We start from the raw sequence: 16,927 nt of genomic DNA on the forward strand, positions 1-16,927 counted from the left end.
CTCCGGATTGCTGTTGCCCGCCGACTCTATGCCCTTCGGTCTAGGCTTAATGGTGTGAGAAACATGCCGTACCGGTGCGACAGTGCAACGGCCCTCCAACCCTGCAACAAACTTATCCCGAATCTGTGACAGATCAGCAACAATCCTTCAAAGTTCACCCTGTATTCTTAAATAAAGTTGCAAAGACTCGAATATTAATACTAATAAAATCTTGAAATTAGTGAAATCAATACTTAAATAAGCAAATTCTTACATGATTTAAACAAAATATTTACCAATCTGTTACAAAAATAAACTAAAAATTTTAGTTGAAAGAAAACTCATGAAATTCGAATAAGGACCTTCGAATCTATCAATCTAAAAAGTGATTATTTATCTCCTGTCGCGACCCAGCTGGGATGTCGCGTAGTGGGATACGTCTTCAGACAATAATTCGGAGGATGGACCGACTTGCCATACCATGCCCATAGAGGCGCACGCCTCCGAATCGTGGGCTGACAGGCTGGGCGTAGAAAAGAAAAAGGGCGGCTCCTCGCGGAACCGCCCCTCCAAAAACGGATGGCCTGACCCGGGTTAGGCGCCTGGCGCCACCTGGCTGATCCGGTCTGAGTAGATATAGAGCGGCTTGGCGCGGCCCTCTACCACTTCCTTGTTCACGACAATTTCCTCGACCCCGGTCAAGCCTGGCAGGTCGTACATGGGATCAAGCAGAATGCTCTCCATGATCGACCGCAGGCCACGGGCACCCGTCTTGCGTTCAATCGCCTTGCGGGAGATCGAGCGCAGGGCCTCCTCATGCACGGTGAGCTTTACATCTTCCATTTCGAACAGGCGCTGGTACTGCTTAACCAGCGCATTCTTCGGCTTGGACAGAATCTCGATCAGCGCCGCTTCGTCCAGATCATGCAACGTGGCGAGCACCGGCAGACGGCCAACGAACTCGGGGATCAGGCCGAACTTCAACAGGTCCTCGGGCTCCACTTCACGCAACACATCGCCCATGCGGCGTTCATCCGGGCCACGCACATCGGCGCCAAAGCCAATGGAGGTGCCCTTACCACGGGCCGCGATGATCTTTTCGAGCCCGGCGAAGGCGCCACCGCAGATGAACAGGATGTTGGTCGTGTCCACCTGCAGGAATTCCTGCTGCGGATGCTTGCGCCCGCCTTGCGGCGGGACGGACGCGACCGTGCCTTCCATGATTTTCAGCAAGGCCTGCTGCACGCCTTCACCCGAAACATCCCGCGTGATGGACGGGTTATCGGACTTGCGGCTGATCTTATCGACCTCATCGATATAGACGATGCCGCGCTGGGCCCGCTCAACATTGTAATCAGCAGCCTGAAGCAGTTTCAGGATGATGTTTTCAACGTCCTCGCCCACATAACCGGCTTCGGTCAGGGTCGTGGCGTCGGCCATGGTGAAGGGAACGTCGATGATACGGGCCAACGTCTGGGCCAGCAGTGTCTTGCCCGAACCCGTTGGGCCAACCAACAGGATATTGGACTTGGCCAGTTCCACGTCATTGTGCTTCGCACCGTGGGCCAAGCGCTTGTAATGGTTATGGACGGCTACGGACAGCACACGCTTGGCATGCTCCTGACCGATCACATAATCATCCAGCACCGTGCTGATATCGCGCGGGGACGGCACACCGTCGCGGGACTTCACCAGCGTGGTCTTGTTTTCCTCGCGGATGATGTCCATGCACAGCTCGACGCATTCATCGCAGATGAACACGGTGGGGCCGGCAATGAGCTTGCGCACCTCGTGCTGGCTCTTTCCGCAAAAAGAGCAGTAGAGGGTATTTTTGCTGTCGCCGCCGGTCGACTTGGTCATTTGCGCTCCGTACATCACCGGATGGCGCATCGAAAGTGGCCCGGCTGGCCCCGACCGATACGCCCCAACATCCCTAGAGGGATGCCTGCTTCAGGGGGCGCCCTTGCCGTCTCCGGTTCCCTGTCCATCCCGTGCATCACGGGGGACGGAACCCCAGGGCTGACAATGGACGCCCTCTCTCACCTATTCAACAACACCCGAAGCGGCGGGATCAATATATACTTGTTCGCCACCGCTTCTGCCTTACGCCGCCTGGGTCAATCCACCGGGGCGGCCGGCAATCACCTCATCGATGATCCCGAACGCCTTGGCCTCATCCGGGCTCATGAACTTGTCACGTTCCACAGCCTTTTCAATGACATCCAGGCTTTGGCCCGTGTGCTTCACGAAAATCTCGTTGAGATTTTCGCGCAGGCGCAGAATTTCCTGGGCCTGGATCTCGATATCCGCCGCCTGACCCTGCGCACCGCCCGACGGCTGGTGGATCATGATTCGGCTGTTGGGCAGCGAGAACCGCTTGCCCTTGGCGCCACCGGCGAGCAACAAGGCCCCCATGGAAGAGGCCTGACCCATGCAGATGGTCGCAACGGGGCTGCGGATATACTGCATCGTGTCATAGATCGCCAACCCGGCCGTCACATAACCGCCCGGCGAGTTGATGTAGAAGGAGATTTCCTTGGTCGGATTCTCCGCTTCCAGGAACAGAAGCTGGGCACAGACCAGGCTGGCCACGGCATCATTGACGCCACCGACCAGGAAAATGATCCGTTCCTTCAGGAGGCGGGAGTAGATGTCGTATGCCCGTTCACCACGATTGGTCTGCTCAACCACCATGGGAACCAGCGCGTTCATCTGCGGTTCAATCATGATCCCTGCTTCGCTCCTAACCGGCATCCGCGGGGTCCTGGATTGGCCCCCGCGGTATTCGTTTCAACAGCCTCAGGCGGCTGCTGCTTCGTCCTCGTCCGGATCACGCATCAGCTCTTCAACCGATACGGTCACTTCGTTCACCTTAACGGTTCCAAGGATGAAGTCGACAACCTTATCCTCGTAAATCGGTGCGCGGAGGCTTTCAACGGCCTGCGGGTTCTTCTGGAAGAACTCGAACACCTGCTGCTCCTGGCCCGGATAACGACGGACCTCGTCGAACATGGCCTTCTGCAGCTCCTCGCGCGTCACAGAGATATTGTTACGGCGACCGATTTCGGAAAGGAGCAAGCCCAGACGCACGCGCCGGACAGCAATGTCGCGATATTCAGCCTTGAGGGCTTCCTCGTCCTTGCCTTCATCTTCGGCATCGGCACCACCGCGGGCCAGTTCTTCTTGCAGGCGCTTCCAGATCTGGTCGAACTCGATCTCAACCATGCCGGCCGGAACCTCGAAGCTGTGCAGCTCCGCCAGCTTGTCCAACAGTGAGCGCTTGGCGCGCAGACGCGAGGTCTGACCATATTCGCCTTCGGTCCGCTCCTTGATGGCAGCCTTCAGCGCTTCCAGATCATCGAATCCGAAGCTCTTGGCCAAGTCGTCATTCAGCTCGGCATCCTTGGCCGAACGGATTTCCTTAACCTTGACCTCAAACACCGCCGCCTTACCGGCCAGCTCGGCGGCGTGATAGGCTTCCGGGAAGCTGACATTGACCGTGACATCGCTGCCGGCCTTGGCGCCGACAAGCTGATCCTCGAATCCGGGGATGAAGGAACCGGAACCCAGCTCCAGCTCGTAATCGTCACCCTTCATGCCGGGACGCTTTTCACCATCGACGGAACCGTCAAAGTCGATCAGCAGGATGTCACCGGTCACGGCAGGGCGATCTTCTTCCACCTTTTCGGTGGTGCGACGGCCCTTGGACAGACGGCCCAGGGCCTCGGTCACGGTATCATCCGCAACGGTGGCCACCGGCTTCTCAATCTCCACGGCGGACAGGTCGGCCGGCTCAATCTCCGGCAGCAGTTCAACCTGGACGGCAAATTCCAGATCCTGACCCGGATCGAACTTCAGCACTTCGATCTTCGGCTGGAGAGCGGGACGCAGATTATTGTCGGAGACCGCCTGCTGCGCACCGTCATTGACAGCGGCTTCCAGCACCTCGCCCATGACCGACTGGCCATAGCGCTGCTTCAGGATCGGCATCGGGACCTTGCCGGGACGGAAGCCCGGAATCTTGACGGTCTTGCCGACCTCGGTCAGCCGGGTCTGCACCCGCGATTCGATGTCCTGGGCCGTGATGACGACCTTGAAGTCGCGGCGGAGGCCTTCAGCGCTGGTCTCGATGATCTGCATGGGACGAAATGCCTGTCTTTTGTCTGTTCGCCCCAGCCCCCTCTGCCATTACAGGGACCGAAGCTCCCGCGGGTGGGCCGAAACTCGGCCGCCGCGGTGGGTTGCGGGTCAAAACTCAAAACTCGTGGTGCGGGCGAAGGGACTTGAACCCCCACGTCTTTCGACACTGGAACCTAAATCCAGCGCGTCTACCATTCCGCCACGCCCGCCCGTCGGGAAAACCATGAGGCCGCCCGTGGGAGCGCACCGTATAGCAAGCTGATCGAGGCTCGCCAAGCGCGGAATCTTGGGGAATGCCTCTCTATTCCAGCAGCACCCGCGCGGCAGCATCAATGATGGCATCCGTATCGAGATGAAGTGTGCGGTACAGGTCCGGCAGATCAGCAGATTGGCCAAAGGTTTCAACGCCCAGGGCGGCCACGCGGTGCCCTTTGACGCCGCCCAGCCATGACAGGCCGGATGGATGCCCGTCCGTTACGGTCACCATTCGGGCCGTGGCGGGCAGCGCCGACAGAAGCTGTTCAACAGGCGCTACCGCCCGCTTGCCGTCCTGTCGCTCCCGCCGCGCCGCCATCCAGCCTTGATAAAGCCGATCAGCAGATGTGACCGCAAGCAACCCCGCCCCTGGTACATCCTCCAGCATCTGTGCATGGGCGGCCAGAGCCTCCGGCGCCAATGCCCCCATGTAAACGATGACCAGATCAGTGTCCGCAGACGGCGGGCACACCCAATAACCGCCGTCAATCACCGCTGACGTATTCAGGACCCGGCGAGGCGATGTCAGGGCGCGGGTCGACAGGCGCAAATACAGACTGCCCCCATCGGGGCGCTGCATATGCTCGAATCCCCAGCGCATGATGGCAGCCAGTTCATCGACATAGGCCGGCTCAAAACTGGACAGTTTTGGCAACCCCATGCCAATCAGCGGGGTGGCGATCGATTGGTGCGCGCCTCCTTCGGGCGCGAGCGTCACGCCGCTGGGTGTTGCCACCAACATGAAGCGCGAATCCTGGTACAGCGCATAGTTAAAGGCGTCCAGACCCCGCATCACAAATGGATCATACAATGTGCCCACCGGCAGCAAGCGGGCCCCAAACAGATCATGGGACAGGCCAAGTGCCGCCAGCATCAGGAACAGGTTATGTTCGGCAATCCCCAGTTCGATATGCTGCCCCTGCGGATCACCCTGCCAGCGTTGGGCCGACACAACTTTCTGTTCCTTAAAGATGTCGTGGCGTTCATGCCGATCAAACAGGCCCCGGCGGTTGACCCAGGCCCCCAGATTGGTGGACACGGTGACATCCGGGCTGGTTGTCACGATCCGCGACGCCAGGTCGGTGTCACCCTTGGCCAGTTCGGCCAGGATCTTGCCAAACCCCTCCTGTGTGCTCATCCGTTCTGTGATCGCAACGTCCAGACGTTCCGGCACCGGCACGGTTGCAGCCGACAGCCGGCGGCGGGGGGTCGCGGTAAAGGGGACCTCTGTGGCCAGAAACCGCTTCAGATCCTCCACATCCACGTCCAGGCCGGCAAATGGCTCCCATTCCTCGCCATCGCGGATACCGCACTGCGCCTTGAACGCAGCGATCTGTTCCGGGTTCATCAGGCCGGCATGGTTGTCCTTGTGGCCCTGGAAGGGTAGGCCCATGCCCTTCACCGTATAGGCGACAAAACAGGCGGGCCGTTCGGCATCCGGGCCGCTGGCCGCCCGATGGAATGTATCCAGGATGGTGGGCAGGTCATGACCCGCCAGATTGGTCATCAGCCGGGCCAGCATCGCGTCATCATGACTGTCCAACAGGGCACGGATACCGCTGGTCGTGCCCAGATCACGGATCAGCACGTCGCGCCACGCGGCCCCACCCTTAAAACAAAGGGCGGCATAGAGTTGGTTGGGGCAGGTGTCGATCCAACGGCGCAAGGCATCGCCACCTGGTTCCCGGAACGCCGCCTCCAGCAGGCGGCCATATTTCATGATGACCACATTCCAGTCGAGCGACCGGAACATGCCGGTGATCGGCTCCCACAATTTGTCGGAAACCACACTGTCCAGACTCTGCCGGTTATAATCGATGATCCACCAGGCATTACGCAGGTCGTGTTTCCAGCCCTCCAGCATGGCTTCGAACACATTGCCCTCGTCCATCTCGGCATCGCCGACCAGGGCAACCATCCGGCCCTGGGGCTGATCGGACAGGCCTTTCAGGCGGACATAGTCCTGGACCATGCTGGCGAAGGCGGTGACGGCCACACCCAGGCCCACGGAGCCGGTGGAAAAATCCACATCCGGCGTGTCCTTGGTGCGGGATGGGTAGGACTGCGCGCCGCCCAGGGCCCGAAACCGTTCCAGCTTGTCGCGCGTCTGCCGACCCATCAGATACTGGATGGCGTGGAAAACGGGGCTGGCATGGGGCTTGACCGCCACACGGTCCTGCGGACGCAGCACATCGAAAAACAGCGCCGTCATCAGACTGACCATGGAGGCGCTTGACGCCTGATGCCCGCCGACCTTCAGCCCATCGCGGGAGGGGCGCAGATGGTTGGCATTATGGATCATCCAGGTGGAGAGCCAGAGGGCCTTTTTCTCCAAAGCCCGCAAATGGGCCAGCCGGCGGTCATCACAGACAGGGGGCAGAGCAGAGGGGCTGATATCAGGCATGATCGGCATCCGGAGGGGCAAAAGCCATCCGCCGGCTTATATCAGCAAATCGTCTCAGATAAAACGATCAGCCGGCGCGCGGGTTCCCGAACAACCGTGTGAAACTGTCAACCGTCAGGGTGCGTACCGCTCCTTTGTCACGGCGCAAACCATGGGGGTCCGGACCATCCACCACATCATTGCGCGCGACATACCGCACATGCGGCAACGGAAATCCGTCCTGTGTCACAGCCAGGACACGTGCCGTTTCCACAGTATTGAAAATCACACGTTGATAAACAGCACCCGGAACAGGTGCCGTGATCGGTTTGGAACGCTTGAACAACGACACGCCCATCGCAACGCCCCCGCATTTCAGCGCTTGTCGGCCGCCACCCGTTGATGGTCCGTTTCCCAAAAGTGGTACTGTCTTTCCGATAGGGAGAGGTTAATGCATTCATCACACTTACGCAATGAGCCGGCGTGAAATTCTGCGATTATCTTCCCAGGATTTAGCCAGCATTTTAGGCAAATCGCCGGGCGCCCTGTCACCTCTGACGTGTAAATTAGGACATCATTCAACCCTCAGAAACCGGTCATTGGAAAGCCGAGGATTTCCGCCGAGAAACAACCCGGTTACCGCTCTGAGGGACAGACGCCACAGTCACACTACACAAACTATTGTTTATTATAGATTATTCTGCTTCAGAACAGGAATGATGGCCTCTGGCAGATCGTCCGCAATCAGCCCGCGGCCGCAATACTGACCGGCGGCACCATGGATCCAGGCGCCCGCGCTGGCCGCGTCAAACGGGTCCATACCCTGTGCCAGCAGGGCCAGGATCAGGCCCGACAGGACGTCACCGCTGCCGGCGGTTGCCAGATCGGGGGGGGCGTTCGTGTTGAGGCGCACCCTGCCATCGGGGTGAGCAATAACCGTATCGGGGCCCTTCAACAGAATTATCGCCCCCGACTCCGCGGCTGCCGACCGGGCCCTGTGCAGGCGGGAACCGGGCATCGCGCCGAACAATCGCGCAAACTCGCCCTCATGCGGCGTCAATACCCAGCGCTGGTCCAGACCCGCTTGACACAGGCTGTGCAGATCGTTGGCGAAGGCGGTAAAGACATCCGCATCCAACACACCGCTGCGTCGGGACGACAAAGCCGCCAGTGTCGCCTGACGCAGCATCTCATCCGCGCCCGAACCGGGCCCAAGCAGAATGGCATTGCGCCGTGGATCGTCGAGTAACCGGGCAAACGCCTGGGCATCCCTGACAGGGTGTACGATCAGGCTGGACAGCGACACGCTAAAAGCAAGCTGCGCCGTTGGGGGGCAGGCCAGTGTAACCAGCCCTGCACCCAACCGAAGTGCCGCGCGCGCAGCAAGCCGGGCTGCCCCTGTCATGACAGGGCCGCCAAGAATCAGAGCATGCCCACGGTTGTATTTATGACCATCGCACCGGGGATGTGGAAATGCCCCCCGCCAGAGGCCGGGTGTGTTCAGGCTGTGGGCGGGCGCAATGGCCGACAGGACCGATTCTGGAATGCCAATATCGGCGATGACCAGCCGGCCGCACTGTCTGCGGGCCGGATACAGATAATGCGCGGGTTTCCCCCGAAAGAAGGTCACGGTCACGTCAGCAAGGGCGGCCGCCCCCAGGATGGAGCCGTCATCACCGGCAACCCCACTGGGCACATCGACCGCGAGCAGCAGACAGTCTGCCGCTGCCATGGCCTGGACCAGCACCAGTGCCTCACCGTCCAACGCCCGGTTCAGTCCTGCCCCGAACAATGCATCAATGACCAGGTCGGCACCGTCCAACAAAGCCGGGGAAGCGGGAAACACTGGTCCGGTCCATTGTGACGCGGCCCAGGCTGCATCGCCCGTGAGAGCCAGACGTTCGCCCAGCAACCCGAGCCGCACCGGCCACCCAGCCGCCGCCAGATGGCGGGCAGCAACAAACCCATCCCCACCATTATTGCCCGGTCCGCATAACACGGTGACCGGACAAGGGCGCCCCCGCGATAATTGCATCGCTTCCCGCGCCACCGCCATACCGGCCCGTTCCATCAACAAGGTGCCTGGTACACCCTGGTCCATGGCAGCCCGATCGGCCGCATACATTTGACTTACGGTCAGGATCTCGCCGCCCATCAGGCCCTCTCCCGCGCATTGGCGAGGTCATTGTGCGCCAGGGAAGCCAGAGGCTGGAATTGAAAAAGGCCGCCATAAGGCAGCCTTTTTTCAAACCCTTTTCGGGAAGATGGGGCGATGGACGGGACTCGAACCCGCGACCACTCGGACCACAACCGAGAGCTCTACCAACTGAGCTACCACCGCCGCCGTGGGGCGCCTTATGCTACAGCCTTCCGCTGCCCGTCAAGCATTCCTTTGATAAAAAATCGCAGCCCGGCCTTGCTGTTGGCACGCCCGATAATAGAGCAGAACAATGCCCCATTGACGGGCGCTTCGCTTGGTTAATGCGCAGTTTTTTGGCCGGCCGCCCATGTTCTGGGCAGCATATTGATTATTTTTTGTTCAATCACCCTCGCAAACCATGATCAAATACCCACGATCCCACCGCCGGCCCGACTGGCATGGGGTATGCTTATAGAATGGCTGCAACTGTTTTGACCGACACTGGCAGGACAGGTGCCGAAATTTGGAGCTGCGGGACGCGATGAAGAAGATTGAAGCGATCATCAAGCCCTTTAAGCTGGATGAGGTGAAGGAAGCCCTCCACGAAGTGGGGATCAAGGGCATCACCGTGACCGAAGCCAAGGGTTTCGGCCGCCAGAAAGGGCATACCGAACTCTACCGGGGGGCCGAGTATGTCGTCGACTTCCTGCCCAAGGTGAAGATCGAAGTCGTTATGGATGATGCCCTGGTGGAACGCGCCGTTGAGGCCATCCAGCAGGCTGCCCATACGGGCCGTATCGGCGACGGCAAAATCTTCGTGACCCCGGTGGAAGAGGTGATCCGCATCCGCACCGGCGAACGCGGCCCCGACGCCATCTGACGCTTTTCCGGGCATTTCCGCAACATCCGGACCGCCCGCAAACAGCGCACAGAATTTTCTTTCAAATGGTTCAGGGATGGGGTAACGCCACCTTCGGCGGCTCCAGCCCGGAACCGGTTACTTGCGACAAACCTCAAACCACGGAAGCAGAGGCTATGTCTGATCTGGCCAAATTCTTCGAGCTGATCAAGGAAAACGACGTCAAGTACGTTGATTTCCGCTTCACCGATATCAAGGGGAAGGTTCACCACGTCTCCCAGCATATCTGCACGGTCGATGAGGACCTGCTGACCGACGGCGTGATGTTCGACGGCTCCTCGATCGCTGGCTGGAAGGCCATCAACGAGTCCGACATGACCCTGTTGCCGGACCTGTCGACCGCCGTCATGGACCCGTTCTCGGCTCAGCCGCTGCTGACCGTGCTGTGCGACGTGCTGGAGCCCTCGACCCGTCAGCCGTACAGCCGTGACCCGCGCTCGATCGCCAAGGCTGCTGAAAAGTACATGGCCTCGGCCGGGATCGGCGACACCGCCTATTTTGGTCCGGAAGCTGAGTTCTTCGTCTTCGACGACGTGAAGTTCGAAGTCTCGATGAACAAGGTGATGTACGAATTCGACAGCGAAGAGGGTCCGTACAATTCCGGCCGTTCCTATGAAGGCGGCAACCTGGCCCACCGTCCGGCCGTGAAGGGCGGTTATTTCCCGGTGGCCCCGGTCGACAGCGCCCAGGACCTGCGCGCCGAGATGCTGACCGTTCTGGCCGAAATGGGCGTCGAGGTCGAAAAGCACCACCATGAAGTGGCCGCTTCGCAGCATGAGCTGGGCGTCAAGTTCGGCACGCTGGTCAAGATGGCCGACGGCATGCAGCTCTTTAAGTATGTTGTCCACAATGTGGCCCATCAGTACGGCAAGACCGCGACCTTCATGCCGAAGCCGGTGTTCGGTGACAATGGCTCGGGCATGCACTGCCACCAGTCGATCTGGAAGGACGGCAAGCCGCTGTTCGCCGGCAACCAGTATGCCGACTTGTCGGAAACCGCCCTGTTCTATATCGGCGGCATCATCAAGCATGCCCGCGCTCTGAACGCCTTCACCAACCCGCTGACCAACAGCTACAAACGTCTGGTTCCGGGTTATGAAGCGCCGGTGCTGCTGGCCTATTCCAGCCGCAACCGTTCGGCTTCCTGCCGGATCCCGCACGTGTCGAGCCCGAAGGGCAAGCGCGTCGAGGTCCGCTTCCCCGATCCGGGTGCGAACCCCTACCTGGCCTTCGCCGCCATGCTGATGGCTGGTCTGGATGGTATCCAGAACAAGATCCATCCGGGCGAAGCCATGGACAAGAATCTGTACGATCTGCCGCCGGACGAACTGAAGGAAATCCCGACGGTTTGCCGTTCGCTGCGCGAAGCCCTGGAAAGCCTGTCGGCCGACCGCGACTTCCTGAAGAAGGGCGACGTCTTCACCGACGACATGATCGACAGCTTCATCGAGCTGAAGATGGAAGAAGTGCTGGCGTTCGAAACCTCGCCGCACCCGATTGAGTACAAGATGTACTACAGCGTCTGATGCGTGCGGCCCGGCAACGGGCCGACAGCCAGTGACGATCAGCAGACCCCCGCCGGGCAATCGGCGGGGGTTTCGCGTTTGGGATGCGTGCGCTACTCTGCGCCGGCAATGACGATACAGCCTGCCCCCCTCTATCCTGACCCTACCCCTCCCGGATTTCTGGGTGGGTCGCCGCGCCGCATCATGGCCATGGTAATGCGCAACTGGTTCCTGATCCGGAAAAGCTGGCCGCGTATCCTGGAGCTTTGCTATTGGCCGACGGTGCAGTTGCTGGTCTGGGGTTTTATGTCCCAGTTCCTGCGGGGACAGTCCTCGTTGCTGGCCAGCGCCGCCGGGGTGCTGATCTCGGCCGTGTTGCTGTGGGAAGTGCTGGTCCGCACCCAGATCGGGATGAGCATTACCTTTCTGGAAGAGCTTTGGTCCCGTAACCTGGGCAACCTGTTTGTCAGCCCGCTGCGCCCCTGGGAGTGGGTGGTGTCACTGGTGGTGATGGGCTTCATCCGGGTGATCCTGGGCCTGGGGCCACCGGTGGTGCTGGCCATTGCGTTCTTTGATGTCTCGCTGTTTGACCTGGGGCTGCCGCTGGCCGGGTTTTTCGCCAATCTGATGATGCTGGGTGTCGCGGTCGGATTGCTGACGGCTGGCATGATTCTGCGCCACGGGCTGGGGGCGGAGTCGTTGTGCTGGATGGCGGTGTTTGTGCTGGCCCCCTTTTCTGCGGTTTATTACCCGCTCTCGTCTCTGCCCTCGTGGTTGCAGTATCTCTGCGTCTCCCTGCCCTCCACCCATGTGTTCGAGGGGATGCGGGCGGTTCTGTTCAATGGCATCATGGATTGGTCACGGCTGGGCTGGGCCATTGCACTGAACCTTTTCTATCTGACGCTGGCTTCCTTATATTTCCTGGGGGCGTTCCGCGGTGCCAGGCGGCGGGGTGCGCTGTTGCAGGCTGGTGAGTGAGGGCGGCTTCTCGTGGCGGAACGGAAATATGCGGTTCAGCGGCCCAAAGGGGCCAAGTGGGAAACCTTGTCCCTAGTCGATGACCTGGGCCAGGGCAAACAGGAATTCCGCAATGCCGTGGGCCTGCATGGGGCCGGGCCGGTGCGCCTGATCCAAGTGGATTTTGTCAGTGACGAGGCCTTGGCGGATTTTGACTGGCGCCTGATCGAACTGCACGACCCGCGCAAAGGCGACCGCCCCAAACCCACCGTCGTCGCCGGCAGCGAAAGGGCCAAACCCAAGGCTTCGGCGAAGGCCAAGGCGGCCACTGGCAAGGCCGGGCCCGCGCCGGACGAAAAAGTGCCGGTACCGGTGAAGACTTATGTTATCGCCTTTCTGTTCGGCGCCGTTTCGCTGGGCCTCTGGGCCGTTTTCTACAGGACCTGATCCATGTCGCTTCCCCGTATCGCCATTATCGGTGCCGGTGCAATCGGCACCGTCATTGCCGCGCGCCTTGCCGCCACGGGCCGGCTGGATGTCAGTCTCTGCCGGCGTAGCGGCGGATTCGAGACGCTGCATGTCCAAGGACCCGATGGCAGCATAAGCGCGACACCGGTGCTGCTGACCGATCCAGCCAGGGCGGCGCCCGTGAACTGGGTCATCACAACAACAAAAGCCTATGACAGCGCCGCTGCCGCCGCCACTTGGTTACCGCATCTGATGCGGGGCGATACAAGGTTGGCTGTGCTCCAAAACGGTGTGGAACATGGGGCAGCCTTTGCGGGTCTTGTCGATCCGGCCCTGCTTCTGCCGGTGATGCTGGACATCCCAGCGGAACGGCTGGGTCCGGGACGGGTTCTGCAACGGGCATCAGGTCTCATGGTAGTGCCGGACCAGCCGGGCAGTGCAGATTTCATCGCCTTGTTCGCGGGAACGGGCATCGCGGTTACGGCGGATACGGATTTCACCACTGTCATTTGGCGCAAGCTGTGTCTGAACGCCGCCGGCGCCGTGTCCGCCTTGCTGCGGCAACCCGCCGGTATCATCCATCATGCCGGGGCCGAACCGGTCATGCGTGCCTTGGTGGCGGAATGTGTGGCCGTTGCGCAAGCTGAAGGCGCCAAACTGGACGGTGACACGGTGGAACAGGTCATGGCCGCCTGCCGCGGCGCGGCCGTGGACGGGATCAATTCGTTGCTGGCCGACCGGTTAGCCGGACGGCCGCTGGAACTGGATGCCCGCAACGGAGTGATTGTCCGCCGGGGCGAGGTCCACGGTATCCCCACCCCAGTCAACCGGACTGTACGTGACCTGATTCAGGCCGCCGTTGCAGCCGAACAGGCTCAACGGTAAAGCCGCGGCACCTCAATCATCGGGCACCGGTCCATAATGACCGTGCTGCCCAGGGCCTCGGCTGCGGCAGCCGCTGCTTCGTTACGGATGCCCAATTGCATCCATATGTACGGAATGCCACGCCCCGCCGCCTCCACCGCGACCTTACCGGCCGCATCGGGACGGCGGAAAATGTCCACCATGTCGGGCCGTTCAGGCAGATCGGCCAGACTGGCATAGGCAGCCTGCCCCAGAACCGTCTGTCCGGCCAAGGCCGGATTGACTGGGATGACCTGGTGTCCCCGGTCAGCCAGAAACTTCATCACATAGAAGCTGGGTTTGGCGGGGTCAGCCGTGGCACCAACCACGGCAATCCTCCTGGCACTTTCCAGAACATGGCGGAGCAGGTCGTCGCTGTACTGGTCGTGGTTCATCCCGTCTCTCCTGGCTTTTTCGCATTATTACCGCAGCAGGGCGTGGCGTGGCGACCGGTTTGCCGCGCGGCCGGCCGATCACCGTGAAGGCCCTGACTTTCTGTACGATGCCGCCCCCCAGAACCGTTCACCAGGCGTCCGTCGTCACGACGACCAAACGGTCGCCGGGCCACGCACCCGGCGGACCTATGCCCCTGCAACCGGCCTATGTTCCGCGGACATGCCGACCGACCACCCCCTGATCCCTGGAATTTACAGATAAAAAATTGCCAATAAAATCAATGGGTTTCCGCATACGGTATTATAATACCTTTTTGCATATCCTTGTTGATGCTGCATTTTCTGCTTGCGGGCACGGGCGAATGGCCGTACACCACCATCCGCTTCGGTGCCAACCCGGTGGTTGGCGCCTTCATCCGTATAAGCCCGAGTGCTCTGATGAAGACCTTTAACCTGAAGCCGTCCGAGATCGAGAAGAACTGGATTCTCATCGATGCGGAAGGCGTTGTCCTGGGTCGTCTCGCCAGCCAGATCGCCCTGATCCTGCGCGGCAAGACCAAGCCCACCTATACCCCGTTCCTGGATTGCGGTGACAATGTCATCGTTATCAATGCCGAGAAGGTCGTCCTGACCGGCAACAAGCGGAACGATGCCATGTTCTACTGGCACACCGGCTTTCCGGGCGGCATCAAGGGCCGTTCGGCTGGCCAGATCCTGGATGGCCGTTTCCCGGAACGCGTCATCATCAAGGCCGTTGAACGCATGATCAAGCGCAGCCCGCTGGGCCGCCGTCAGATGGGCAACCTGCGCGTTTACGCCGGTGCCGAGCATCCGCATGCCGCGCAGTCGCCGGTCGTGCTGGACCTCGCCGCCAAGAACGCCAAGAACAAGCGGAGCGCCTGATAAATGGCCACGATCAACAGCCTCGCTGACCTGAAGGCCGGCGCTGTCGCCGCCTCCGTCGCCGCTGCCCCGGCCGCTCCGGCCGAGCCGAAGCTGGACGCTTTCGGTCGCGCCTATGCTACCGGCAAGCGCAAGGACGCCGTCGCCCGCGTCTGGGTGAAGCCCGGGACCGGCAAGATCACTGTGAATGGCCGTGAGCTGGCGGTTTATTTCGCCCGCCCCGTGCTGCGCATGATGATCAATCAGCCGTTCCAGATCACCAACCGCATTGAGCAGTTCGACATCGTCGCCACCGTATCCGGTGGTGGTCTGTCGGGTCAGGCCGGCGCACTGCGTCATGGCATCTCCAAGGCCCTGACCTACTTCGAGCCGGGCCTGCGTCCGCCGCTGAAGGCCGCTGGCCTGCTGACCCGCGACAGCCGCGTGGTCGAGCGTAAGAAGTACGGTAAGGCCAAGGCCCGCCGCAGCTTCCAGTTCTCCAAGCGCTAATCGCGCCTGGAACCGGTTCGCCGGGTTTGGTACGGAGAAAGGGCGTTCCCGGAGATCGGGGGCGCCCTTTTTCTTGGCGGCATTTTGTCGATATCGATGGGTGTATCGTGCGATCGTGCCGAACAATCCCCCCGCGACAGGTCCGGTAGCGACATGGCTGAAACACCTGACTGGCACGCCGAGTTGAGCCGGACCGAAACCGTCCTGTCACGCAATGCCCATGACAAGCAGGCGATGCTGGACAGGGCCATGGCCCTGTCAAAACTGAACGACTGGCGCTCTGCGATCAGCTTGTGGGAACAGGTTCAAGCGCTGGTTGGCGACATGCCGCCGCTGACGCGCAACATCGCCCGTGGGTACCTGCGGCTGCGGGATATCGGGACGGCCCAGTCCCTGGTCGACGGGCTGCTGGCCCGCAATACCGATGACGCGGAAAGCTGGGCCGTGCGCGGGGTGGTCTTGATGCAGGCTGGCCAATGGGAGGACGCCATTGACGCGATGCGCCGCTGCGCCGCACGTCGGGGGCTTGACCATGCCGAGAATACGCTGAACCTTTCCACCTCCCTGCTGACCGTGGGCCAGTGGGAGGAAGGGTTGGCGCTCTATGAACGACGTTGGCCACATGTCGATGCCGGCACAGCCGCGATCCATCGGCAGCTTTCTAGCCTTCCAGCGTGGCAGCCAGGAACGGAGACTGATATCGATCTGGTGGTCGGATCAGAACAAGGGATCGGCGACACCATCATGATGGCGCGGTTCCTGCCAATTCTGGCCAAACGGGTGCGTAAGGTCACCGCCATGGTTCAGGCTCCGCTGCTGGCATTGTTTGGGCGCAGCTTCGCCGCCACTGCGAACCTGGATTTTGTGCCCCGCGGCGATGTCCCCCTGACGGACAATTGCCGGTTCGTCATGTCCATGTCGCTGCTGCATGCGCTGAACATCCGGCCGAACACAATTCCGTCCAGCCTTGGCTACCTGTCCGCCGCTTCATGGGCCGGGGGCAGCGGTCGTCGCCAAACGCGATCACGCCCGGCGGTAGGTGTCGCCTGGCAGGGGTCACCCGGCCATCCGGACGACGATATCCGGTCTTTGCCGGCCACACTGGTCTGTGATTTCCTCAAACGCTGCCCACAGATTGACTTCTACGCCCTTTCCCCCGCCTCCATGCTGCCGCTTCATGGCCACCCCGCCCCCGCCAATCTGTTTTTCCCAGTGGCCGAAGGCGAGGGTCTGGAGGTAACCGCAGCACTGATGGAAGAAATGGATCTGGTGATCAGCATCGACAGCGCGCCCTGCCATCTGGCCGGTGCCCTGGGTGTGCCTGTCTGGACGCTGCTGCGCCGGCACGCGGATTGGCGTTGGGGCACCGCGATGGCCGAGGAAACACCCTGGTATGGGTCGATGGCTCTGCTACGACAGCCGGAAATCGGGGACTGGCCCCGATTGCTGGACAAGGTCATCCACCGGCTTCAGGCGTCGTGGCCCTGAGCC

The 16,927-nt window shown here is 60.9% G+C and carries 15 protein-coding genes and 2 tRNA genes; 8 read left to right on the top strand and 9 right to left on the bottom strand.

Going from position 1 to position 16,927, the window contains the following annotated elements; genetic code table 11:
• Positions 1-573: 573 nt before the first annotated feature.
• The 8 genes from clpX to CHU95_RS11605 all read right to left on the bottom strand — a co-directional run bounded on the left by clpX (position 574) and on the right by CHU95_RS11605 (position 9,098).
• Positions 574-1,839 (bottom strand): ATP-dependent Clp protease ATP-binding subunit ClpX, encoded by a 1,266-nt coding sequence (clpX, locus tag CHU95_RS11570; RefSeq protein ID WP_094456513.1) that lies wholly within the window; start codon positions 1,837-1,839, stop codon positions 574-576.
• Between the two features lie 243 nt (positions 1,840-2,082).
• The gene (gene clpP, locus CHU95_RS11575) at positions 2,083-2,706 is read right to left on the bottom strand and encodes an ATP-dependent Clp endopeptidase proteolytic subunit ClpP (RefSeq protein ID WP_094456514.1); all 624 of its coding nucleotides are present in this window, start codon (positions 2,704-2,706) and stop codon (positions 2,083-2,085) included.
• A 72-nt stretch (positions 2,707-2,778) separates the two neighbouring features.
• On the bottom strand, positions 2,779-4,119 hold the full coding sequence (tig, locus tag CHU95_RS11580) for a trigger factor (RefSeq protein WP_094456515.1): 1,341 nt from the start codon (positions 4,117-4,119) through the stop codon (positions 2,779-2,781).
• A gap of 125 nt (positions 4,120-4,244) precedes the next feature.
• Positions 4,245-4,328 (bottom strand) — tRNA-Leu (locus CHU95_RS11585).
• 92 nt (positions 4,329-4,420) lie between these two features.
• Positions 4,421-6,778 carry a 1-deoxy-D-xylulose-5-phosphate synthase N-terminal domain-containing protein gene (locus CHU95_RS11590; RefSeq protein ID WP_094456740.1) on the bottom strand — a complete coding sequence of 786 codons (2,358 nt, stop codon included), beginning with the start codon at positions 6,776-6,778 and terminating at the stop codon, positions 4,421-4,423.
• A 67-nt stretch (positions 6,779-6,845) separates the two neighbouring features.
• Positions 6,846-7,115 (bottom strand): hypothetical protein, encoded by a 270-nt coding sequence (locus CHU95_RS11595; RefSeq protein ID WP_094456516.1) that lies wholly within the window; start codon positions 7,113-7,115, stop codon positions 6,846-6,848.
• Between the two features lie 330 nt (positions 7,116-7,445).
• Positions 7,446-8,912 carry an NAD(P)H-hydrate dehydratase gene (locus CHU95_RS11600; protein ID WP_094456517.1) on the bottom strand — a complete coding sequence of 489 codons (1,467 nt, stop codon included), beginning with the start codon at positions 8,910-8,912 and terminating at the stop codon, positions 7,446-7,448.
• Positions 8,913-9,022: 110 nt separating this feature from the next.
• Positions 9,023-9,098: transfer RNA gene (locus CHU95_RS11605), tRNA-His, on the bottom strand.
• Between the two features lie 340 nt (positions 9,099-9,438).
• Here CHU95_RS11605 and CHU95_RS11610 point away from each other — a divergent pair.
• The 5 genes from CHU95_RS11610 to CHU95_RS11630 all read left to right on the top strand — a co-directional run bounded on the left by CHU95_RS11610 (position 9,439) and on the right by CHU95_RS11630 (position 13,631).
• Entirely contained in the window at positions 9,439-9,777 is a 339-nt protein-coding gene (locus tag CHU95_RS11610) for a P-II family nitrogen regulator (protein WP_094456518.1), read from the top strand.
• Positions 9,778-9,932: 155 nt separating this feature from the next.
• Positions 9,933-11,342 carry a type I glutamate--ammonia ligase gene (gene glnA / locus CHU95_RS11615; RefSeq protein ID WP_094456519.1) on the top strand — a complete coding sequence of 470 codons (1,410 nt, stop codon included), beginning with the start codon at positions 9,933-9,935 and terminating at the stop codon, positions 11,340-11,342.
• Between the two features lie 108 nt (positions 11,343-11,450).
• Positions 11,451-12,299, top strand: a complete 849-nt coding sequence (locus tag CHU95_RS11620) for an ABC transporter permease (RefSeq protein ID WP_094456520.1) — start codon at positions 11,451-11,453, stop codon at positions 12,297-12,299.
• Between the two features lie 12 nt (positions 12,300-12,311).
• Positions 12,312-12,725: a hypothetical protein gene (locus tag CHU95_RS11625; protein ID WP_094456521.1), complete on the top strand. Its 414-nt coding sequence runs from the start codon at positions 12,312-12,314 to the stop codon at positions 12,723-12,725.
• Positions 12,726-12,728: 3 nt separating this feature from the next.
• Positions 12,729-13,631 carry a 2-dehydropantoate 2-reductase gene (locus CHU95_RS11630; protein WP_094456522.1) on the top strand — a complete coding sequence of 301 codons (903 nt, stop codon included), beginning with the start codon at positions 12,729-12,731 and terminating at the stop codon, positions 13,629-13,631.
• Here CHU95_RS11630 and CHU95_RS11635 read toward each other — a convergent pair.
• Positions 13,622-14,044, bottom strand: a complete 423-nt coding sequence (locus CHU95_RS11635) for a CoA-binding protein (protein WP_094456523.1) — start codon at positions 14,042-14,044, stop codon at positions 13,622-13,624. The genes CHU95_RS11630 and CHU95_RS11635 overlap by 10 nt on opposite strands.
• Positions 14,045-14,482: 438 nt before the next feature.
• Between CHU95_RS11635 and rplM the strand changes: the two genes are divergently transcribed.
• From rplM to CHU95_RS11650, 3 genes are all read left to right on the top strand, one after another.
• Positions 14,483-14,947: a 50S ribosomal protein L13 gene (rplM, locus tag CHU95_RS11640; protein ID WP_094456741.1), complete on the top strand. Its 465-nt coding sequence runs from the start codon at positions 14,483-14,485 to the stop codon at positions 14,945-14,947.
• A gap of 3 nt (positions 14,948-14,950) precedes the next feature.
• The gene (gene rpsI / locus CHU95_RS11645) at positions 14,951-15,436 is read left to right on the top strand and encodes a 30S ribosomal protein S9 (protein WP_094456524.1); all 486 of its coding nucleotides are present in this window, start codon (positions 14,951-14,953) and stop codon (positions 15,434-15,436) included.
• A 153-nt stretch (positions 15,437-15,589) separates the two neighbouring features.
• A complete protein-coding gene (locus CHU95_RS11650; RefSeq protein ID WP_094456525.1) occupies positions 15,590-16,924 on the top strand; it encodes a tetratricopeptide repeat protein in 1,335 nt (444 codons plus the stop codon).
• Positions 16,925-16,927: the final 3 nt, after the last annotated feature.

Source organism: Niveispirillum lacus (assembly GCF_002251795.1).
Classification (GTDB): Bacteria; Pseudomonadota; Alphaproteobacteria; order Azospirillales; family Azospirillaceae; genus Niveispirillum; species Niveispirillum lacus.